The following is a 20,382-nucleotide window of genomic DNA, read 5'->3' on the forward strand; positions in this document are numbered from 1 at the left end:
GTTCATTCCGCTGCCATCCTTTGCGCCGGGCCGGTGGTCGCGGCGTCCTCGATCCGCAACGTGGCGCGGATCGCGCCCTTGCGGCCGTCTTCGTAGGTGACTTCCGTCTCGGTGTAGATGCTGGTCCGCCCGTCATAGAGAGCGGCGATAAGGTCTTGATATTTATCCTCGATCACCTTGCGGCGGACCTTGCGGGTGCGGGTCATCTCGCCGTCGTCGGCATCCAGTTCCTTGTGCAGGATCAGGAAGCGGTGGATCTGGCAGCCCGACAGCATCGGGTCGGCGGCGACGGACGCGTTCACCTCTTCGACATGGCCGCGGATCATCGCGTAGACAGCCGGATTGGCCGCCAGTTCCTGATAGGACGAATAGGCGATGTTGTTGCGTTCGGCCCAGTTGCCGACCGCGTTCAGGTCGATGTTGACAAAGGCGGTGCAGCGGTCGCGGCCATTGCCGAACACCACCGCTTCCAGGATCGAGGGGTAGAACTTCAGCTTGTTTTCGACATATTTCGGCGCGAACAGCCGGCCGTCGGCCATCTTGCCCACGTCCTTTGCCCGGTCGATGATGCGCAGATGGCCGGTGGCTTCCTCGAAAAAGCCCGCGTCGCCGGTGGCGACCCAGCCTTCGGCATCCTTGGTCGAGGCGGTGCTTTCGGGGTTCTTGTAATATTCCACGAAGGTGCCGGGGCCGCGGTAGAACACCTCGCCATTGTCGGCGATCTTCAGTTCGACCCCCGGCGAGGGCACGCCCACCGTGTCAGACCGCACCTGCCCGTCGGGCTGCTGGGTGATGAACACGCTGGCCTCGGTCTGGCCGTAAAGCTGTTTCAGGTTGATCCCCAACGAGCGGTAGAAATCGAAGATCTCGGGTCCGATCGCCTCGCCCGCGGTATAGCCCACACGCACACGGCTGAAGCCAAGGGTGTTCTTCAACGGGCCGTAGATGATCTTGTCGCCGATGAAATAGGCCAGCCGGTCGCCCACACTGACAGGCTTGCCGTCAAGGATCGCGGGGCCGACCTTGCGCGCCACCTTCATGTAATGGCGAAACAGCGCCTTCTTGATCCGGCCGGCATCCTCCATCCGGATCATCACATTGGTCAGTTGCCCTTCGAACACGCGCGGCGGCGCGAAGAAATAGGTCGGCCCGATCTCGCGCAGGTCGTTCATCATCGTGGTCGGGCTTTCGGGGCAGTTCACGCAGAAGCCCGTCCACATCGCCTGCCCGACCGAGAAGATGAAGTCACCCACCCAAGCCATTGGCAGATAAGCCAGAATCTCGTCTGAGGGTCGCAGCTTGTCGAACTCGGCCGAGTTTTTCGAGGTCTCGATGATGTTGCGGTTCGACAGCACCACCCCCTTGGGCTTGCCGGTGGTGCCCGAGGTGTAAAGCATGACGCAGGTTGACTCGTAGTCCAGTTCCGCGATGCGTTCGTCCAGTTCGGCGTCAAAGCGCCAGTGGGCGGCGCGGCCCTCGGCCACCACGTCATCCAGCCAGTTCATGCGCGAGTGGTCGTATTTCCGCATCCCGCGCTTGTCGACATAGACCACCTGCTCGATATGGTGGATGCGGTCCTGAACCTCGATGATCTTGTCGACCTGTTCCTGATCGCCGCAGATCACGAAGGTCGCGCCGCAGTGGTCAAGGACATAGGCCATCTCGTCGGCCACCGCGTCCTGATAGAGCGGCACGGGGATCGCGCCGCACATCTGCGCGGCCACCATCGACCAGTAAAGCGCGGGCCGGTTGCGGCCCACCACGGCGACGTAATCGCCCCGTTTCAGCCCCAGCGCCATGAAGCCAAGGGCGATGGCGCGGATTTCCTCGGCGGCTTCTGCCCATGTCCAGACCTGCCAGATGCCGAACTCTTTTTCGCGATAGGCCGGCGCCTTCGCAAACTGCACGGCGTTGCGCCGAAGCAGCGCCGGAATCGAGACCAGCTCTTGCGGTCCTGCCATTCGTTCCTCCCTGAAGCCGTGCGGCTTTCCCTTCGCGGCGCCGGTGGCGCCCATGCGGCGACGATTCTGCGATCCTCTTCCGCTGCGACACTCACGCTCGTCCGCAATGGTTGCGCGACTTTTTCCCAAACCTTGCGAATTGTAACAGGCGCCGTGCCCCCTTCCGCCCGGGGCGCCGGCGGTGCTAGCCAAGGCGCAGGGAGGGCCATGACATGCCGGAAAAAGACGAGGCGCGGGCGGCGTTGACGCGTGCCGGGCTGAACCTGATCCAGCAGGGCCTGTCGATCTATGACAGCGACCTGAAGCTGGCGGTCTGGAACCCGCGGTTTCGGGCGATGTTCGATCTGCCGGAACGGCTGGCCAGCGAAGGCGCCGATTTTGCCGAGACGATCCGCTGTCTGGTGGAACGCGGCGAATACGGCCCGGTCGAGGATGTCGAGGCGGCGGTGAAAAGCCGTGTGGCCGCGGCGCAGACCTTCCAGCCGCATTACATGGAACGCGAACGCCCCTCGGGGCGCTGGATCTCGGTCGAGGGGGCGCCGCTGCCGCAGGGCGGCTGGGTTACCGTCTATACCGACATCACCGAGATCAAGTTGCAGGAAAGTCTGCTGCGGGCGCGGTCGGAAGTGCTGTCGGGCGAGGTTCTGGCCAATGCCGAGCGGCTGGCGCAGGCCAACCGGGCGCTGGCCGCCACCAATGCCGCACTGGCCGAGGCTCAGCGCGAACTGACCGAGATGGAGGCCCGCACCCGGCTGACCACCGAGATGATGCCGGCCCATATCGCCCATGTCGGCCGCGACCTGCGCTATACCTATTCCAACCGGCGCCTGTCGCAGGTGATCCCCGGGCGGCCCACCGACATCCTTGGCCTGACGGGGCGCGAGGCGCTGGGGGACGAGGTGTTCGACAAGATCCGCCCCTGCCTGATGCGCGCGCTTGAAGGCGAGGCATCGGTGCTGGAATTCACCGCCGAGGACAGCGGCACCCGCATCCGGTCGGCCTTCACGCCGGACCGGATCGGGGCAGGGCCGATCAATGGCGTCTATATCCTGTCGATGGATGTCACCGCCGAGACGCAGGCCCGCGAGGCGTTGATCCAGACCCGCAAGCGCGAGTTGACGGCGCAGCTGACCAGCGGCCTTGCGCATGATTTCGCCAATCTGCTGACCGTGATCCTTGGGCTTCAGGGCCGGCTGGAACGGCTGGGCCTGCCGGACGAGGGGCGGCAGCTGGTTTCGGCCACGGTGGCGGCCGCGCGGCGCGGGGGGGGGCTGCTGGATCAGATCGCCTCGATCTCGGGGCGGCGGCAGTTGCAGCCCCGGCCCACCGATCTGGCGCAGGTGCTGTCGGATCTGCGGCTGATCGCGACGCCGACCCTGCCCGAGAATGTGGGGCTTGAAATCGTGATGCCCGCGCCGATCCCGCCGGTGATGCTGGATGCGGGTGCCTTGCAGGATGCGGGGCTGAACCTGATCCTGAACGCGCGCGATGCGATCGGGGCGTGTGGCGGGCAGATCCGGCTGACCGCGCGGGCGGTGCGCGCGACATGGATCGAAATTCTGGTCGAGGATGACGGGCCGGGATTTTCGGAAGCCGCGCTGGAACATGCGCTGGACCCGTTCTTTACCACCAAGGCGGGGATGGGGTCGGGGCTGGGTCTGTCGATGGTCTATGACCAGATCAAGCTGGCCGGTGGCACGGTGCGGCTGGGCAACCGCCCCGGTGGCGGTGCGGCGGTGCAGTTGCGCCTGCCGCTGAAACCGGCGGATGTGCCCAGCCAGCCCCTGCTGGTTCTGCTGGTCGAGGACGATCCCGACATCCGCGAAACCGTGCGCGAGATGCTGCGGGCCGAGGGCCATGCCGTGATCGAGGCCGCCAGCGCCGACGAGGCGTTAAGCCTGATCGACATTCCGGGCGTGGGTCTGGTGCTGTCGGATGTGAACCTGCCGGGGCGGCTGTCGGGGCTGGATCTGGCCGAGCGGCTGGCCGCGCGTGGCCATCCGGCGCGACTTCGGCTGATGACCTCGTTGCCGGTGGGCGATCCGCGCCGCCAGCGTGCGGCCGAGCTTGCCCCCGTCCTGCCCAAGCCTTTCGATGCGGCCACCCTTGCCGCCTGTCTCGGAGCCCTCGCATGAGCCGTGCCCCCATCGCCCAGTCCCCGCTGGTCGCCATTCTGGACGACGAGCCGGAAATCCGCCGGATGCTGGCCCTTGCGCTTGAGGAGGCGGGCTTTCAGACCACCGCCTATGGCCGCGCGACCGAGTTCGAGGCCGCGTTGAAGCGGCGGGCGCCTGATGTCTGTCTGGTGGATCTGGGCCTGCCCGACCGCGACGGGCTGGCGGTGGTGCATCGGCTGGCGTTGGAATCGGGGGCGGCGATCATCATCGTCTCGGGGCGGGCGCAGGTGCAGGACCGGGTGACGGGGCTGGAGTTGGGCGCCGACGACTACATCATCAAGCCCTTCGATCCGGCCGAGGTGGTGGCCCGCGTCCGCGCCCGGCTGCGCAAGGGGCGGGCCGAGGTCGCACCCACCGCGCAGACCGCGCGCTTTTCGGGCTGGACCGCGCAGTTCGACCGCTATCTTCTGGTATCGGATGACGGGACCGAGGTGCCCTTCAGCCATGCCGAGGGCGAGGTTCTGCGCCTGTTTCTGGAAGCGCCGCGGCGGCTGATCTCACGTGCGCAGATGCAGGAAAGCCTTGGGGGGGCTGCGGGCGAAAGTTTCGACCGGGCGATGGATGTGCGGATTTCGCGGCTGCGCACCAAGCTGGGGGAAGATCCGCGCAATCCCACGCTGATCAAGACCATCTATGGTGCGGGCTATATCTTTCTGGGCGAGGTCGAGTGGCGCTAAAGCGCAAGCGCCCCCACCGCTGCCGCCCCCAGCACCACCCATAGCGGCGCCACCCGCCACTGGGTCAGCAGCACGAACCCCGCCAGCGCCAGCGCGAAGGGCAGCGGCCCGGTGATGCCGGCGGTAAAGACCGGATCGTACAGCGCCGCGCCAAGGATGCCCACCACAGCCGCATTGGCGCCCTGCATCGCCGATTGCGCCGCGGGAAACCGGCGCAGCCGATCCCAGAACGGCAGCAGTCCGCACAGAAGCAGCATCCCCGGCGCAAAGATCGCAACCAGTGCGACGGCGGCCCCGACCGGCCCCTGCACCACCGCGCCCAGATGGGCGGCAAAGGCAAACAGCGGCCCCGGCAGCGCCTGCGCCGCGCCATATCCGGCAAGAAAGGTGTCATGGCTGACCCAGCCCGGCTGCACCACCGCGGTTTCCAGAAGCGGCAGCACGACATGGCCGCCGCCGAAGACCAGCGCACCCGCGCGCGCAAAGGCATCAGCCAGCGCCAGCAGCGGCGACAGACCTGCCAGCAGCGGCAGCGCCAGCAGCAGCGCCGCGACTGCGGCCAGACAGGCCCCCCCCGCACGCCGCGACAGGGGAACCGGCAGATGCCCGCCCATGGCCGGGGCGCCGCGCGCCAGCGCCAGCGCCAGCCCCGCCAGCGCGCCCAGCCCGATCGCCCCGATCTGGCCCAAGGCCCCCGGCGACAGCACGGCCAGCACCGCCGCGGCGGCGGCAAGGCTGGCCCGCGCGCGGTCGGGGCACAGGCTTTTCGCCATGCCCCAGACCGCCTGCGCCACGATCGCCACTGCCACCACCTTCAGCCCCGCCAGCGCCCCGGCCGCCGCCGGATGCGACAGCCGCGCCGCCAGCAGCGCAAACGCCAGCATCAGTGCGGCCGAGGGCAGGGTGAACCCCACCCATGCCACCAGCGCGCCCCACGGCCCCGCCCGCGTCAGCCCGATGGCAAATCCCATCTGACTCGAGGCCGGCCCCGGCAGGAACTGACACAGCGCCATCAGATCGGCATAGGCTTGGTCGCCCATCCAGCCGTGCCGCACCACCAGTTCGTTGCGGAAATAGCCCAGATGTGCCACCGGCCCGCCGAACGAGGTCAGCCCCAGCTTCAGGAAGGCCAGGAACACTTCGGACACCCGACCCAGCCCGTTCTGCGGCATCGTGCGTCGATCCGCCGCCATGGGGCTTGGGTCACCCGCGGCGCCACCTTCCTCTGGCACGACATGCCGTTCGTTCCGCTGCATCTGATCTGACGGGCTCCGGTTGCTGCGGGGCGAAGAATGGCGCATCGGGCGGGTGGCGCAAGCCCCTGGTTGCCCGGTTTGCGGCCTGTTGACACTGCGGTCCGGCCTTGTATAAGCGCGCATCCCCGGGTGTCGCCTGGGGCTTTTCATTGGTGTTGGTGGCCCCCGCAAGGGGATGACCTGTCGCCCGGCAACGGGAAAGGACAACGCCCTTCACAGACCGAAGGAGATCAGCGGTGACCAAACGCACCTCTGCCAAGTACAAGATCGACCGCCGTATGGGCGAAAACATCTGGGGCCGTCCGAAGTCCCCGGTGAACAAGCGCGAATACGGCCCCGGCCAGCACGGCCAGCGCCGCAAGAACAAGCTGTCGGATTTCGGCACCCAGCTGCGCGCCAAGCAGAAGCTGAAAGGCTACTACGGCGACCTGACCGAAAAGCAGTTCCGCAAGATCTTTGCCGAAGCCGAGCGCGTCAAGGGCGACACCGGCGAGATGCTGGTCGGCCTGCTCGAGCGTCGTCTTGATGCGATCGTCTACCGCGCCAAGTTCGTGCCGACCGTCTTTGCCGCCCGCCAGTTCGTGAACCACGGCCATGTGACCGTGAACGGCCAGCGCGTGAACATTGCTTCCTACCGCTGCAAGGAAGGCGATGTGATCCAGGTCCGCGAAAAGTCGCGCCAGCTTGCCGTCGTTCTCGAAGCCACCCAGCTGACCGAACGTGACGTGCCGGACTACATCGAAGTCGACTATTCGAAGATGACGGCCACCTTCGTCCGCACCCCGGGTCTGGGCGATGTGCCCTATCCGGTGCAGATGGAGCCGAACCTCATCGTCGAATTCTACGCCAAGAACTGATCGGCCGGGGGGCTTGGCCCCCCCGCCTTTCTGTTACGGAACGGCCGCCCGCAGTCGCGTGGCGGCTGTTTTCGTCCTCAACATACGGTGTCGCGCGCCAGAATTTGTGGCCGATGCGCCGCATCGACATAGGTCGTGCCCGGCGCCGGGACTTCGCGCTGGCCTCGCCGCCGCTGCGGCGATAGAACCCGGCTGGCAGAGGAAGGTGACCCATGAGCGACGCCATACGCCCCCAGCCCGGAATTCTCGACATTGCCCTTTACGAAGGCGGCAAAAGCCATGTGGCGGGGATTCACAACGCGCTGAAACTTTCGTCGAATGAAAATCCCTTTGGCCCCTCGCCAAAGGCGAAAGAGGCGTTCCTGCGTTCGGCCCATACGCTGCATCGCTATCCTTCCACCGATCACGCCGGCTTGCGCCATGCGATTGCCGAGGTGCACGGGCTGGATGCGGCCCGGGTGATCTGCGGCTGCGGCTCGGACGAGATCATCACCTTCCTGTGTCAGGCCTATGCCGGGCCGCATACCGATGTGGTGTTCACCGAACACGGCTTTCTGATGTATCGCATCTCGGCGCTGGCCGTGGGGGCGACCCCGGTCGAGGTGCCCGAGCGTGAACGCACCACCGATGTGGACGCGATCCTGGCCGCCTGCACGCCGCGGACCCGGCTGGTGTTTCTGGCCAATCCGAACAACCCCACCGGCACGATGATCGGGCAGGCGGATCTGGCGCGGCTGGCCGCCGGGTTGCCGCAGCAGGCGATCCTTGTGCTGGATGGCGCCTATGCCGAATATGTGCCGGGCTATGACGCTGGTCTTCAGTTGGTCGAAGAGCGGACGAATGTCGTGATGACGCGGACGTTCTCCAAGATTTACGGGCTGGGCGGCCTTCGGATCGGCTGGGGCTATGGCCCGAAGGCGATCATTGATGTGCTGAACCGCATCCGGGGTCCGTTCAACCTGTCGACCACGCAGCTGGAAACCGCCGAGGCCGCGGTGCGTGATCAGGATCACGTTGCCCGCTGCCGTGCCGATAACGCCCGCTGGCGGGTCTGGCTGGCCGAGGCTTTGGCGGAAATCGGCGTTCCGTCAGACACTTCCATGGCGAACTTCATCCTCGCCCGATTTGCCGATACCCAAGAGGCCGAAGCCTGCGACCTGTTCCTGCAAAGTCAGGGCCTGATCGTGCGCCGCGTCGTGGGCTACAAGCTGCCGCATTGCCTGCGCATCACCATCGGTGACGAGGCGTCCTGCCGCCGGGTGGCCCATGCGATTGCCCAGTTCAAGGGTCTGCGCTGATGGCGCTTTATGACCGGGTGGCGCTGATCGGGCTGGGGCTGATCGCCTCGTCCATGGCCCATGCCATGCGGCAGGGCGGGCTGTGCCGGGAAATCACCGGCCATGCCCGCAGCGCCGAAACCCGCGCCACCGCGCTGGAAATCGGCCTGTGCGACCGGGTGTTCGAGACGGCGGCCGAAGCGGTGAAGGGCGCCGATCTGGTCGTGCTGGCGGTGCCGGTGGGCGCCATGGGCGCGGTCGCGGCCGAGATCGCGCCGCATCTTGAGCGGGGCGCCACGGTGACGGATGTGGGGTCCGTCAAACAGGCGGTGATCGATGCGGTGCAGCCGCATATCCCCGCGGGCGTGCATTTCATCCCCGGCCACCCGCTTGCAGGAACCGAGCATTCGGGGCCGAGGTCGGGTTTTGCCACGCTGTTCAAGAACCGCTGGTGGCTGCTGACGCCGACCGATACCACTGATCCCGCGGCGCTGGCGCGGCTGCGCGGCCTGTGCGAGGCGATGGGGGCGAATGTCGATACGATGGACGCGCCGCATCACGATCTGGTGCTGGCCGTCACGAGTCACACCCCCCACCTTATCGCCTACACGATGGTCGGGGTAGCCGATCATTTGCGTCGTGTGACCCAATCGGAGGTTATCCGCTACTCGGCCGCCGGCTTCCGCGACTTTACGCGCATCGCGGCTTCTGATCCGACGATGTGGCGCGATGTGTTCTTGACCAACAAAGAGGCGACGCTGGATATTCTCGGACGCTTCACCGAGGAACTTTTCGCGTTGCAGCGTGCCATCCGTCTGGGCGATGGCGATCACCTTCACGAATACTTTACCAGAACCCGCGCAATACGGCGTGGAATCATCGAGGCCGGTCAGGATACCTCGGCACCGGACTTTGGCCGTGTGGCCGAGGGGGCAACGACAACAGGGAAGGTTCGGGAACGATGAAGGCATGGGGTGCGACGGTTCTGCTGACAGGACTACTGGCCGGAACCGCTTTCGCAGATGCCCCCGCCGTCTCGGTCCGGCCGCTGGCCAATCCCGCGGTGCTGCGCATGGCGGCGGAAGCCGCGCCCGCGACGCAGGACGCGCTGCGCCCCCGCCCGCGCCCCGAGGTTCACGTTGCCGCCGCGGTCCCCATGCCGGGTGATGCCCCCTCGATGAGCTTTCTGGCCAGACCCGAACCCGGCCGCGCCCGTGCCGGCCTGCTGGGGGCGCTGTTCCGCCCCAAGGCCCGCCCGCAGGAACAGCTGGTCGCCGCCGCCGCGGTTCGCACCCGTCCGGGTGCAGCCCTGGTGCAGCCGCGGCGCGGCTCGGTCTGTGGCGACCCCGCGATCCGTGGCGAGACCGTGGCCCCCATCGTCAGCCGCACCCGTGGCTGCGGTGTCGAGGCGCCGGTGACGGTGACCGCGATCGATGGGGTGAAGCTGTCGATGGCCGCGACCATGGATTGCACCACCGCCAAGGCGCTGAAAACGTGGATCAATCGTGGCCTGCGCCCGTCGGCCGGCGATGTCGTCCGGCTTGAGATCGCGGGCGCCTATGTCTGCCGCGGCCGCAATAACCAGAAGGGCGCCCCGGTCAGCGAGCATGGCCGCGGCAAGGCGGTCGATATTTCGGGCTTTACGCTGGCCAATGGCAAGCGCGTCACCATCGCGCGCGATTACCGGCGTGAGAAGATGATTCAGGCGGCGCATCGCGCGGCTTGCGGGATCTTCGGCACCACCCTCGGGCCGGGCTCGGACGGCTATCACGAGGATCACCTGCATTTCGACACCGCCGCCCGCCGCAGCGCCTATTGCCGCTGAGCGATTCGCGGCACCGGGCCGAGGGGCAGGGGGCCAAGGCTCATCCGTCCCCCGGCCATGACCAGCGGCAGGTCCAGCCGCTCGCCGCCTGACGATGCGGCGAACATGGCCAGCATCCGTTCCCATGTCGGTGCGGCTTCCGGGGTGACCAGACCCAGCGCCACCGCCGCTTGCAGCGCCTCGCGCCAGTTGGTCAGGCCAAGGTCGATCCGGCCTTCGGGCCGCCCGGTGGCGTCCACCGCGATCTCGCCCGCTGCGGCAAGGGTCATCGTGCCCCAGCGGATGCGGCTGTCTTGCACCACAAGACTGCGCAGCGCGGGCCGGCTGTTGCCGGCATGACGGTCGAGCGGGGCCGAGAACCCGGCCACCGCCCGCAGCGCGATCTCGGCCACGTCTGGCGGCAGCGTGGCTTTGGTGGCGGCGCGGGCCAGCCAGCCGCCAGTGGCAAGCCCGGCCAGATCCAGCGTGATCGCGTGCCGCGTGGCATCGCCCTCGACCTGACGGGTCGTCAGCCGGGCGGTGTTGATCCCCAGATCCCAGCCCAGGGTCGAGCGCAGGTCCAGCGCCTCGGCCGACGCCGCGACCCTGTTCAGCGCCAGCGCCGGCCCCGGCTTCAACACAAGGCTGCCGCCCAGTGCCTGCGCGGCGATGCTGACGGTCTGGCCGGGCAGGTCCATCTCTTGCCGGGCGGGCAAGGTTGCGCTTAGGTGCCACGGCTGCCAGCTGGGCGCGGAAAGCTGCACCACCGGCGTCCGCCAGCCGGTGCCGCGGCGCGGGTCGCTGAATGCCACCTCTTTGACAGTCAGATCAAACCGGGCCGGAAACCCCGCGACATCAACGCTTTGCGGCGCATGCAGCCGGGCGTCGCTGGCAAAGAGTGCGCGGGTGCCCTGCGTGACCGCCTGCGCGCCCAAGGCCCACCATCCCGCCCAAAGCAGGACAAGCCCCAGCCCCAGCCCCAGAAGTCTTCGCATCGCGCCGCCTCTTTTCTTCCGCGTCCCGCTGATGTTTACAGAAGCCAGACAGGAGAACCAGCATGGACCGGCCCTTGTGGGTCTTTGGCTATGGATCGTTGATCTGGGATCCGGGATTTCCAGTGGCCCGGACCCTGACGGCGCGGCTGTCGGGCTGGCACCGCAGCTTCTGCATGACGTCGATCCACTACCGCGGCACGCCCGATCTTCCGGGGCTGGTGCTGGCGCTGGATGCGGCCCCCGATGCGCATTGCGACGGGGTGGCGTTCGAGGTCGCCCCCGGCTCCGAGGCCGAAACGCTGGCCGAGCTTCGGGAGCGCGAGCTGATCTCGCGCGCCTATCTGGAACGCTGGCTTCCGGTGCGGCTTGTCTCGGGCGAGGTGGTGACGGCGCTGGCCTATGTGATCGACCCGGATCATGCGCAATATTGCGGTGGGCTGGATCTTGAGGCACAGGCGCGGATCATTGCGCAGGCGGTGGGCGGGCGCGGGCCGAACCGTGATTACCTGCTGAACACGGCCGACCATCTGGCCGCCCTTGGCATCGATGATGCCGATCTGGGCTGGCTGGCGCAGCGGGTGCGCGAATTGGGCAACGGTCTGCCGGGCTGAGACCGGACCCCGTTGGCACTGGCGCCGCCTGCGCCTATTCTGACGGCCGCAGACCAGAAGGGGCCGCCACCCGCGATGATACGAACCGCTGTCGAGGCCGAGCCGCGTTTCACCCAGCCCATCCGCCAGATTGCCATGATGCTGATCGTCACGGCGCTGGTGATTGCGGGCGCATGGGTCATCTTTGCCATGGTCGAGCGGGTGTTCTTTTCGAACCCATGGCTGAACGGGCTGATCGTCTTCGTCTTTCTGCTGGGGGTGGCCTCGTGCATCTTCCAGATGGTCCAGCTTGTGCAATCGGTTGGCTGGATCGAGAATTTCGTGAAGGATCGTCCGGGGTTCGAGTTCGTCCGCGCGCCGCGGCTGCTTGCCCCACTGGCCTCGCTGCTGCGGTCGCGCGGCAAGCGGATGCAGATTTCCTCGACCAGTGCGCGGTCGATCCTCGATTCCGTCGGCACGCGGCTGGATGAGGCCCGCGATGTCACCCATTATATCGCCAACCTTCTGATATTCCTTGGCCTTCTTGGCACGTTCTATGGGTTGGCGATCACGGTGCCGGCGCTGGTCCAGACCATCCGCGCGCTCTCGCCAGAGCCGGGACAAAGCGGGATCGACCTGTTCGGGGAACTGATGGCGGGGTTCGAGGTCCATCTGGGCGGCATGGGCACGGCGTTTTCGTCGTCTCTGCTGGGGCTTGCCGGGTCGCTGGTGGTGGGGTTGCTGGAATTGTTCGCCAGCCACGGCCAGAACCGGTTCTATGGCCAGCTTGAGGAGTGGTTGTCGTCCTTTACCCGGCTGTCGATGGCGGGCGCCGAAGGCGAAGGCGCCGAGCCGTCGATGGTTTCGGCGGTGGCCGAGCAGATGATGCAGCAGATGGACCGGCTGCAAGAGCTTCAGGCGCAGGCCGATGCCAGCCGCAGCCTTGTCGATCTGCGCATGGCGGAACTGGCGGCGGCGGTGGCGCGACTGGCCGACCGGGTCGAGGCGCAGTCTGTCGGCCAGACCGATGTGCAGGGCCGGATCGCGGTGGGGCTGGAACGGCTGGTGATGGCGCTGGGGGATGCTGAATCCTCGGCGCTGTCCGATGCCGAGGCACGGATGCGGTTGCGCTCGATCGATGGTCAGTTGCTGCGGATTCTGGAAGAGATCGCCGCCGGCCGGCAAGAGGCGGTGTCGGACCTGCGCAGCGATCTGGCGGCACTGACGGCTGCCGTGCGGCAGTTGTCGCGCAGTCCCTCCGTGCGAGGCTAGGCCATGGCGCTTTCCCGGCGCAACGGTCGGCGCGAGATCAACATCTGGCCCGGTTTCGTCGATGCGATGACGGCACTGCTGCTGGTGCTGATGTTTGTCCTGACCATCTTCATGGTGATCCAATCGGTCCTGCGCGAGACGATCACCACGCAGGACAGCCAGTTGGACAGCCTGACCGGGCAGTTGGCCGATCTGGCCGATGCGCTGGGGCTGGAACGGCAGAAAAGTGCCGAGTTGACCGCCGCCGTCGATGCCGCACGGGTTGAACGCGAACGGCAGGTCGCCACCATCGCCACCCTGACCGCCACGCTTTCGACGCGCGAGGGCGAGTTGGCCGCCGCCGCGGGCCGGATCGCCTCGTTCGAGGAACAGGTGGCGGGGTTGCTTGCCGAAAAGGGCCGGATCGAGACCGAACTGGCCGGCGCACGCACCGATCTTGATCGGCAGGCCGAAGAGGCCCGCCTTGCCGCCGCCCGCCGCGCCGCGCTTGAGGCGCTGGTGGCCGAACTTCAGGGCAAGGCGGCCGAGTCTGCTCAACGCCTGTCGGAAGCCGATGCCGCGCGTCTGGCCGATGCCGCGGCGGCCGATGCCCTGCGCAAGCGGCTGGAGACCAGCCAGACCGAACTGACCGCGATGACCCTTGCGCTGGAAGAACAGCGCAAACGCGCCGAGGACACGCTGACCCTGCTGGCCGCGGCCCGCACCGAGGCGGCAAAGGCCGTCAGTGCCGCTGAACGCCGTGAGGCCGCCCTTGCCGCCGCGCGCGAGGCGCTGTCACGCCAAGAGGCCGAAGGTCTTGAGGCCGCCCGCCGCGTGGCGTTGCTGAATGAACAGGTGGCGGCGTTGCGGACGCAACTGGGGGCCTTGCAGGGCTTGCTGGATGCGGCGGAGGCCAAGGATGCCGAAGCGCAGGTGCAGTTGCAAAGCCTTGGAACGCAATTGAATTCCGCGCTGGCGCAGGTGGCGGCCGAACAGCGCCGCCGCGCCGATCTGGAAGCGGCCGAGCGGCGCCGGCTTGAGGCGGAAAAGCTGGATCTGGAAAAGTTCCGGTCGGAATTCTTTGGCCAGCTTCGGCAGGTTCTGGCCGGGCGCGAGGGGGTTCGGGTGGTGGGCGACCGTTTCGTGTTCTCGTCCGAAGTGCTGTTCGAGGCAGGCTCGGCCCAGCTTGCGCCCGAGGGGCAGGCGCAGATCGCGGGCGTTGTCAGCACCTTGCGCGATGTGCAGGGCCAGATCCCCGAAGGGATTGACTGGATCATCCGCGTCGATGGCCATACCGACGACGTGCCGCTGTCGGGTCTTGGGGCCTTCCGCGACAACTGGGAACTCAGCTCTGCGCGGGCGCTGTCGGTGGTGCGGTTCATGCAGGACGGGCTTGGCTTCCCGCCGTCGCGGCTTGCAGCCACGGGATTTGGCGAGTTCCGTCCGGTGGTTGCAGGCGACACCCCCGAGGCACGGGCGCAGAACCGCCGGATCGAGTTGAAGCTGACCGAACGCTGAGCGGATCGGGCCGCCGCTCACTCCGCGCGGTTCGATCGCGCCAGCAGCGCCACCGCGGCCAGCCCCACCAGCATCACCAGAAGCGCCGCGGGCGCGGCGTCGCCCAGCCGTTCAAGGCTGGCCTGTTCATGGGCGCGGGTGGCCAGCGTGTCATAGTTGAACGGTCGCAGCAGCAGCGTCGCGGGCAATTCCTTGACGCAATCGACAAACACCACCAGCAGCGCCGTCGCGACAGAGCCGCGCATCAGCGGCAGATAGACCGCGCGCAGCGTGCCGCCGGCTCCCCGGCCCAGTGACCGCGCCGCCATTGGCAGGCTGGGCGAGATCCGCCCGAAGGCCGAATCCACCGCGCCCTGCGCCACCCCGAAGAACCGCACCATATAGGCCAGCACCAAGGCCGCCGCCGTCCCGGTCAGCAACAGCCCCGGATCGGTTCCGCTCAGCGCCAGCACCGCATCCGCGACCCGGTGATCCAGCGCCGCCAGCGGCACCAGAAACCCCAGCGCCAGCACCGCCCCCGGCGCGGCATAGCCCAGCAACGTCAGCGGCAGCACCAGCCGCGGCAAACCCCGCCGGGACAGTCGCACGCCATAGACCAGAAACACCGCCGCAGCCACCGTCAGCACTGCCGCTGTTCCGCCCACCGTCAGCGTGTTGCCCAAGGCGCGCAACAGGCCGGGCGAGGTCCATGCCTCGGGCTTTTTCAGCGCGTGGGACAGCATGACGCCCACCGGCAGCAGAAATCCCATGGTGAAGGGCAGCAGGCAGGCCACCGTCGCCAGCCAGCCGCGCAGCCCCCGCAGTTGTGACCGCACGATCGGCCGGCCGCCCCGCGACATCCGGTGATAGCGGGCATTGCGCCGGCCCGCACGTTCCAGCGCCAGCAGAAGCAGGATCAGCCCCAGCACCACGCTGGCGATCTGCGCCGCCCCGCCGGCATTGCCCCCGGTCAGCCAGACCGAGAAGATCCCGGTTGTCAGCGTCTGCACGCCGAAATGCTCGACGGTGCCGAAATCGGCCACCGTCTCCATCATTGCCAGTGCCACGCCCGCGGCGATGGCGGGGCGGGCCAGCGGCAGCCCCACGCGGCGAAACAGACCGAAGGGGCCGGTGCCAAGGGCGCGGGCCACCTCATACGAGGCGCCGGATTGTTCGCGGAACGCCGCGCGGGCCAGCAGGTAGACGTAAGGGTAAAGCGCCGCCGACAACACCAGAACCGCCGCCCAGCGGGATCGGACCTCGGGGAACCAGTAGTCGCGGGCGGATTGCCAGCCCATCAGATCGCGCAGGCCGGTCTGGACCGCGCCAGAGTAGTCAAAGAAATCCGCCAGCGCATAGGCGCCCACATAGGCCGGGATCGCCAGCGGAAACAGCAGCGCATGATCCAGCAGCCGCACCCCCGGAAAGCGGTGCATCGCCACCAGCCACGCCGCCCCCGTGCCCACGGCACCCGTCAGCACCGCCACCCCCGCCATCAGAACCAGCGTATTGCCAAGATAGCGCGGCAGGACGGTCGCGCTGAGATGTGGCCAGATGTTTTCGACCGGGTGGAAAGCGATCCAGATCACCGACAGGATCGGCGCCAGCACAAGGGCCGCGATCGCCAGCGCCCCCACCGACCAGCCATCCGGCAAAAGGCCCAGCACGAAGGCTGCACGGCGGGCGGGCGGGGTGGTCCCTGTCGGATCAAGCATGGCCGGCGATTATCCGAAAGCGGTTTCACTGTCCAGAAAAGCAAGTATAGTCCGTCACATCCTTGTCCAGCCGGTTTCTGCCCCGATGCGCATCGTCTACCATCTTGGCCTGCATTGCACGGATGAGGAGCGCCTGCTGCGCTGCTTGCAGCAGAATGTCGACATGCTGGCCGATGCCGGGATCGCGGTGCCGGCACCGGCGCTGTATCGGACGCTTCTGCGCGACACGGCGGTGACGCTGAAAGGGGCCAAGACCTCGCCCGAGGCACAGTCGATGGTGATCGCCCAGATCCTTGAAGGCGAACCGGCCGAAAGGGTGATCCTGTCGTGGGACAATTTTCTGGCCTATCCGCAATGGGTGTTGCGCGGCGCACTGTATCCTGCCGCGGGCGAGCGGTTGCGCGCGCTGGCCGACATCTTTCCCGACCATACCGCCGAGGCGCATCTGGCGATCCGCAATCCCGTGACCTACCTTCCGGCGCTGCTGCAAAAGCAGCGTGGCCGCAGCTCTGCCGAGTTCATGGAAGGCAGCGATCCTGCGGCGCTGCGCTGGTCCGACACGATCCGCGCCATGCGCGAGGCCGCGCCCGATGTGGCGCTGACGGTCTGGTGCGACGAGGATACGCCGCTGATCTGGCCCGAGGTGCTGGCCGCGGTCTCGGGCCATCCGCAGGCCGACGAGTTCGAGGGCGCCGACGAGCTTCTGGCCCAGATCATGTCGCCCACCGGGACCAAGCGGATGCAGGCGTTTCTTGCCGAACATCCCGCCGACGGGCCGGCGCGGCGCCGGCGGGTGGTCTCGGCTTTCCTTGAAAAGTTCGGCCTGCCCGAGCGTCTGGAGTTCGAGTTCGAGATGCCGGGCTGGACCCCGGATCTGATCGACGCCATGACACGGGCCTATGACGAGGATGTGGCCCGCATCCGTGCCATGCCGGGCGTAACGTTTCTTGCATCCTGAGGGTCTGCCTGTCCCTTCACCACGGCGCCATAGTCCCCCGGCCTGTGCCAAGTGACGTAGCGTCCCGTGCGCTTTACAGCCGCGCAGCCGCTGACATACCCTCGCCCTCCGGGAGAGCCGGGCCAAGGTGGGAGGATATATGGATTTCGCGCTGAGCGAGGAGCAGCAGGCCATTTTCGACATGGCGCACGCGTTCGGGCAGGCCGAGATCGCGCCCCATGCCCGGGCGTGGGAAGATGCGGGAACGATCCCTCCCGCGCTTTGGCCGAAGGTGGCCGAACTGGGACTGGGCGGGGTCTATGTCTCGGAACAGTATGGCGGATCTGGCCTTGGCCGGCTGGATGCCACACTGGTGTTCGAGGCGCTGGCGATGGCCTGCCCGTCGGTCGCGGCCTTCCTGTCGATCCATAACATGTGCGCGGGCATGATCGACCGCTTCGGCTCGGATCAGGTGAAGGCGCGCTGGCTGCCGGGGATCTGCGCGCTGACAACGGTGGTCTCTTACTGCCTGACCGAACCGGGCGCGGGGTCGGATGCGGCCGCGTTGCGCACACGGGCGGCAAAGGGGCCGGACGGCTGGCGGCTGACGGGCACCAAGGCCTTCATTTCGGGCGGCGGCTATTCGGACGCCTATCTGGTGATGTGCCGCACGGGGGGCGAGGGGCCGAAGGGGATCTCGACGCTGATCGTGCCCTCGGATGCGCCGGGCCTGAGCTTTGGCGGGCTTGAGGACAAGATGGGCTGGCGGGCGCAGGAAACCCGGCAGGTCCAGTTCGACGACTGCCTTGTGCCGGATGCCAATCTGGTGGGCGATGAGGGGCGCGGGTTTGCCTATGCCATGGCGGGGCTGGATGGCGGGCGGCTGAACATCGCCGCCACCGCGCTGGGCGGCGCGCAGGCGGCCTTTGACGCAACGCTGGCCTATATGGCCGAGCGCCGCGCCTTCGGACGCCGGCTGGATGAGTTTCAGGCGCTTCAGTTCCGGCTGGCCGAGATCGAGGTTCGGCTTCAGGCCGCGCGAATCTTCCTGCGGCAGGCGGCATGGAAGCTGGATCGGCATGACCCCGACGCCACCAAGTTCTGCGCCATGGCAAAGATGCATGTGACTGACGCGGCCTTCGATGCGGCCAACCAGTGCCTGCAACTGCATGGCGGCTATGGCTATCTGGCCGATTACGGGATCGAGAAGATCGTGCGCGACCTTCGGGTGCATCAGATCCTTGAAGGCACGAACGAGATCATGCGCGTGATCGTTGCCCGCTCGCTGGGGGCGGGCGCATGAGCGATGTCCTGATCCGCAAGGTGGGCCGGGCCGGGCGCATCACGCTGAACCGGCCCGAGGCGCTGAATGCGCTGACCTATGCCATGTGCCTGAAGATCGACGCGGCGCTGAAGGCATGGGCGGGCGATCCCGCGGTGGATCTGGTGGTGATGGATGCGACCGGACCGCGCGCCTTCTGTGCCGGTGGCGACATCGCCGAGCTTTACGCCCGCGGCACGGCCGGCGATGTGGCCTTTGGTCAGCGGTTCTGGCGCGACGAATACCGGATGAACGCGCGGATTGCGGACTATCCCAAGCCGGTGGTCAGCCTGATGCAGGGTTTCACCATGGGCGGCGGCGTCGGGCTGGGCTGCCATGCGCGCCACCGGATCGTGGGCGAAAGCAGCAGGATCGCCATGCCGGAATGCGCCATCGGGCTTGTGCCGGATGTGGGGGGCACGCATCTTCTGGCGCGGGCGCCCGGACGGGTCGGGGTCTGGCTGGGCCTGACCGGCAGCCGGATGGGGCCGGGCGACGCGATCTTCGCAGGCTTTGCCGACCATTTCGTGCCCGAGGCCGACTGGCCTGCACTGATCGCCAATCTGGAGGGCGGTCGGCTGGCGATCACCGACCATGCGGCGCCAGTCTCGGCGCTGCCCGCGCAGCAGGCTGTGATCGACCGGCTGTTCGCGCCCGGCACGCTGGCCGAGGTCGTGGCGCGGCTTGTGGCGGACGGGTCCGATGTCGCGGCCGCGGCGTTGAAGGCCATGCGTGCGGGCTCGCCGCTGGCGATGGCTGCAACGCTTGAGATCCTGCGCCGGCTGGGGCCCGCCCCCTCGATTCGGCAGGCACTGGAGACGGAATATCTTTTCACCTTCCGCGCGCAGGACCGGGCCGATTTTCTGGAAGGCATCCGTGCGGCGATCATCGACAAGGATCGCACCCCGCATTGGCGGCACGCCGATATCGGCGCCGTCACCCCGGCCGAGGTGGCGGCGCTTCTTGCGCCGCTGGAAGCGGACGCCCTGACATTCGAGGAGGAGAAAGTATGAAAATCGGTTTCATCGGTCTGGGCAACATGGGTGGGCCGATGGCGGCCAATCTGGCCAAGGCAGGCCATGCGGTCACGGGGTTCGATCTGACAGCGCCCATGCCCGAGGGCGTGACACCGGCCACCTCGGCCGCCGAGGCGGCCCGCGGGGGAGATGTCGTCATCACCATGCTGCCGAACGGCCAGATCCTGCGTGCGGTTGCGGCCGAGGTGATCCCGGCGATGACGCCGGATGCGGTGCTGTGCGACTGCTCGACCGTGGATGTCGAAAGCGCGCGGGCGGTGGCGGCCCTTGCTGCGCAGGCCGGGCTTGGGGCGCTGGATGCGCCGGTCTCGGGTGGGGTGGGGGGCGCGGCCGCGGGCACGCTGACCTTCATGGCCGGCGGCAGCGACGAGGCTTTCGCCAAGGTGCAGCCGCTGTTCGCGGTGATGGGCCAGAAGGCCGTGCATTGCGGCACGGCCGGTGCCGGGCAGGCGGCCAAGATCTGCAACAACATGATCCTTGGCGTCACCATGGTCGCCACCTGCGAGGCCTTTGCGCTGGCCGACAAGCTGGGGCTGGACCGGCAGAAGATGTTCGACGTGGTCTCGACCTCGTCGGGGTATAGCTGGACGATGAACGCCTATTGCCCGGCGCCGGGCGTGGGGCCGAAAAGCCCCGCCGACAACGACTATCGTCCGGGCTTTGCCGCGGAGCTGATGCTGAAGGATCTGCGCCTGTCGCAGCAGGCCGCCGAAGCCGCCGATGCCGATACGCCGATGGGGCGGCTTGCGGCCGAACTGTATGAAACCTTCGTCGAGGATGAGGACGGCCGCGGCCGCGACTTTTCGGCCATGCTGCCGCGGTTTGAAAAACGCAACCGGGCTTAGGGGTGACCTGCCGGGCCGGTGCCTGTCACCGGCCCCCACCAGCCTGTTCTGGCCCGGCCGGGCTGGTGTCTGCCAGCGGCCAGCTCGTGTTCCGGCAACGTCGGGCGGTCGCTGCAATCCGTCTCCCGCCGATGGCAAAAATATGTAATCCTGACGGGGCGCCATGCGGGGAACCTTGGCGCCGC

17 protein-coding genes are annotated in these 20,382 nt (G+C 67.5%); 13 read left to right on the forward strand and 4 right to left on the reverse strand.

The genetic code is table 11. The annotated features are described in order from the left end of the window. Positions 1–2: 2 nt before the first annotated feature. The gene (locus tag CRO07_RS00600; protein WP_097029027.1) at positions 3–1,961 is read right to left on the reverse strand and encodes a long-chain fatty acid--CoA ligase; all 1,959 of its coding nucleotides are present in this window, start codon (positions 1,959–1,961) and stop codon (positions 3–5) included. A gap of 212 nt (positions 1,962–2,173) precedes the next feature. Here CRO07_RS00600 and CRO07_RS00605 point away from each other — a divergent pair, with 212 nt between their 5' ends. Both CRO07_RS00605 and CRO07_RS00610 read left to right on the forward strand, forming a co-directional pair. Further along, positions 2,174–4,096: a hybrid sensor histidine kinase/response regulator gene (locus tag CRO07_RS00605; protein ID WP_097028751.1), complete on the forward strand. Its 1,923-nt coding sequence runs from the start codon at positions 2,174–2,176 to the stop codon at positions 4,094–4,096. An 11-nt stretch (positions 4,097–4,107) separates the two neighbouring features. Further along, entirely contained in the window at positions 4,108–4,815 is a 708-nt protein-coding gene (locus CRO07_RS00610) for a response regulator transcription factor (RefSeq protein WP_097029028.1), read from the forward strand. On the opposite strand, the gene chrA is transcribed toward CRO07_RS00610, so the two are convergent. Next, a complete protein-coding gene (chrA, locus tag CRO07_RS00615) occupies positions 4,812–5,987 on the reverse strand; it encodes a chromate efflux transporter (RefSeq protein WP_204839978.1) in 1,176 nt (391 codons plus the stop codon). The genes CRO07_RS00610 and chrA overlap by 4 nt on opposite strands. A gap of 320 nt (positions 5,988–6,307) precedes the next feature. Between chrA and rpsD the strand changes: the two genes are divergently transcribed. The 4 genes from rpsD to CRO07_RS00635 all read left to right on the forward strand — a co-directional run bounded on the left by rpsD (position 6,308) and on the right by CRO07_RS00635 (position 10,030). Further along, positions 6,308–6,928 carry a 30S ribosomal protein S4 gene (gene rpsD / locus CRO07_RS00620; RefSeq protein ID WP_097028753.1) on the forward strand — a complete coding sequence of 207 codons (621 nt, stop codon included), beginning with the start codon at positions 6,308–6,310 and terminating at the stop codon, positions 6,926–6,928. Between the two features lie 212 nt (positions 6,929–7,140). Then, positions 7,141–8,226: a histidinol-phosphate transaminase gene (gene hisC / locus CRO07_RS00625; protein WP_097028754.1), complete on the forward strand. Its 1,086-nt coding sequence runs from the start codon at positions 7,141–7,143 to the stop codon at positions 8,224–8,226. After that, the gene (locus CRO07_RS00630) at positions 8,226–9,170 is read left to right on the forward strand and encodes a prephenate/arogenate dehydrogenase family protein (protein ID WP_097028755.1); all 945 of its coding nucleotides are present in this window, start codon (positions 8,226–8,228) and stop codon (positions 9,168–9,170) included. Before hisC ends, CRO07_RS00630 begins: the two co-directional genes overlap by 1 nt. Beyond that, complete coding sequence (locus tag CRO07_RS00635; RefSeq protein WP_097028756.1) at positions 9,167–10,030, forward strand: extensin-like domain-containing protein; 864 nt, start codon at positions 9,167–9,169, stop codon at positions 10,028–10,030. The genes CRO07_RS00630 and CRO07_RS00635 overlap by 4 nt, the downstream gene beginning before the upstream one ends. Here the strand turns inward: CRO07_RS00635 and CRO07_RS00640 are convergent. After that, positions 10,018–11,004, reverse strand: coding sequence for a DUF2125 domain-containing protein (locus CRO07_RS00640; RefSeq protein ID WP_097028757.1), 987 nt, complete (start codon positions 11,002–11,004; stop codon positions 10,018–10,020). The genes CRO07_RS00635 and CRO07_RS00640 overlap by 13 nt on opposite strands. Before the next feature lie 62 nt (positions 11,005–11,066). On the opposite strand from CRO07_RS00640, the gene CRO07_RS00645 reads away from it, so the two are divergent. The 3 genes from CRO07_RS00645 to CRO07_RS00655 all read left to right on the forward strand — a co-directional run bounded on the left by CRO07_RS00645 (position 11,067) and on the right by CRO07_RS00655 (position 14,363). After that, on the forward strand, positions 11,067–11,615 hold the full coding sequence (locus CRO07_RS00645; RefSeq protein ID WP_097028758.1) for a gamma-glutamylcyclotransferase: 549 nt from the start codon (positions 11,067–11,069) through the stop codon (positions 11,613–11,615). A 75-nt stretch (positions 11,616–11,690) separates the two neighbouring features. Continuing rightward, the gene (locus tag CRO07_RS00650; protein ID WP_097028759.1) at positions 11,691–12,866 is read left to right on the forward strand and encodes a biopolymer transporter ExbB; all 1,176 of its coding nucleotides are present in this window, start codon (positions 11,691–11,693) and stop codon (positions 12,864–12,866) included. A gap of 3 nt (positions 12,867–12,869) precedes the next feature. After that, positions 12,870–14,363 (forward strand): peptidoglycan -binding protein, encoded by a 1,494-nt coding sequence (locus CRO07_RS00655; RefSeq protein ID WP_097028760.1) that lies wholly within the window; start codon positions 12,870–12,872, stop codon positions 14,361–14,363. Between the two features lie 17 nt (positions 14,364–14,380). Here CRO07_RS00655 and CRO07_RS00660 read toward each other — a convergent pair whose 3' ends face one another. After that, the gene (locus tag CRO07_RS00660) at positions 14,381–16,057 is read right to left on the reverse strand and encodes an ABC transporter permease (RefSeq protein ID WP_097028761.1); all 1,677 of its coding nucleotides are present in this window, start codon (positions 16,055–16,057) and stop codon (positions 14,381–14,383) included. An 85-nt stretch (positions 16,058–16,142) separates the two neighbouring features. On the opposite strand from CRO07_RS00660, the gene CRO07_RS00665 reads away from it, so the two are divergent. The 4 genes from CRO07_RS00665 (at position 16,143) to mmsB (ending at position 20,197) form a co-directional block, all read left to right on the forward strand. Then, entirely contained in the window at positions 16,143–17,015 is an 873-nt protein-coding gene (locus tag CRO07_RS00665) for a hypothetical protein (RefSeq protein ID WP_097028762.1), read from the forward strand. Positions 17,016–17,154: 139 nt separating this feature from the next. Next, a complete protein-coding gene (locus CRO07_RS00670; protein WP_097028763.1) occupies positions 17,155–18,297 on the forward strand; it encodes an acyl-CoA dehydrogenase family protein in 1,143 nt (380 codons plus the stop codon). After that, on the forward strand, positions 18,294–19,328 hold the full coding sequence (locus CRO07_RS00675) for an enoyl-CoA hydratase/isomerase family protein (RefSeq protein ID WP_097028764.1): 1,035 nt from the start codon (positions 18,294–18,296) through the stop codon (positions 19,326–19,328). Before CRO07_RS00670 ends, CRO07_RS00675 begins: the two co-directional genes overlap by 4 nt. Then, complete coding sequence (gene mmsB, locus CRO07_RS00680; protein WP_097028765.1) at positions 19,325–20,197, forward strand: 3-hydroxyisobutyrate dehydrogenase; 873 nt, start codon at positions 19,325–19,327, stop codon at positions 20,195–20,197. The genes CRO07_RS00675 and mmsB overlap by 4 nt, the downstream gene beginning before the upstream one ends. Positions 20,198–20,382: the final 185 nt, after the last annotated feature.

Source organism: Cereibacter ovatus (assembly GCF_900207575.1).
Classification (GTDB): domain Bacteria; phylum Pseudomonadota; class Alphaproteobacteria; order Rhodobacterales; family Rhodobacteraceae; genus Cereibacter_A; species Cereibacter_A ovatus.

Bases quoted from the DNA above. Each gene is read 5' to 3' on its own strand.
- CRO07_RS00665 (WP_097028762.1), top strand. From the start codon at position 16,143: ATGCGCATCGTCTACCATCTTGGCCTGCATTGCACGGATGAGGAGCGC.
- CRO07_RS00600 (WP_097029027.1), bottom strand. From the start codon at position 1,961: ATGGCAGGACCGCAAGAGCTGGTCTCGATTCCGGCGCTGCTTCGGCGC.
- CRO07_RS00630 (WP_097028755.1), top strand. From the start codon at position 8,226: ATGGCGCTTTATGACCGGGTGGCGCTGATCGGGCTGGGGCTGATCGCC.
- chrA (WP_204839978.1), bottom strand. From the start codon at position 5,987: ATGCCGCAGAACGGGCTGGGTCGGGTGTCCGAAGTGTTCCTGGCCTTC.
- CRO07_RS00660 (WP_097028761.1), bottom strand. From the start codon at position 16,057: ATGCTTGATCCGACAGGGACCACCCCGCCCGCCCGCCGTGCAGCCTTC.
- CRO07_RS00645 (WP_097028758.1), top strand. From the start codon at position 11,067: ATGGACCGGCCCTTGTGGGTCTTTGGCTATGGATCGTTGATCTGGGAT.
- CRO07_RS00675 (WP_097028764.1), top strand. From the start codon at position 18,294: ATGAGCGATGTCCTGATCCGCAAGGTGGGCCGGGCCGGGCGCATCACG.
- CRO07_RS00670 (WP_097028763.1), top strand. From the start codon at position 17,155: ATGGATTTCGCGCTGAGCGAGGAGCAGCAGGCCATTTTCGACATGGCG.
- hisC (WP_097028754.1), top strand. From the start codon at position 7,141: ATGAGCGACGCCATACGCCCCCAGCCCGGAATTCTCGACATTGCCCTT.
- CRO07_RS00650 (WP_097028759.1), top strand. From the start codon at position 11,691: ATGATACGAACCGCTGTCGAGGCCGAGCCGCGTTTCACCCAGCCCATC.
- CRO07_RS00655 (WP_097028760.1), top strand. From the start codon at position 12,870: ATGGCGCTTTCCCGGCGCAACGGTCGGCGCGAGATCAACATCTGGCCC.
- mmsB (WP_097028765.1), top strand. From the start codon at position 19,325: ATGAAAATCGGTTTCATCGGTCTGGGCAACATGGGTGGGCCGATGGCG.
- CRO07_RS00635 (WP_097028756.1), top strand. From the start codon at position 9,167: ATGAAGGCATGGGGTGCGACGGTTCTGCTGACAGGACTACTGGCCGGA.
- CRO07_RS00640 (WP_097028757.1), bottom strand. From the start codon at position 11,004: ATGCGAAGACTTCTGGGGCTGGGGCTGGGGCTTGTCCTGCTTTGGGCG.
- CRO07_RS00605 (WP_097028751.1), top strand. From the start codon at position 2,174: ATGCCGGAAAAAGACGAGGCGCGGGCGGCGTTGACGCGTGCCGGGCTG.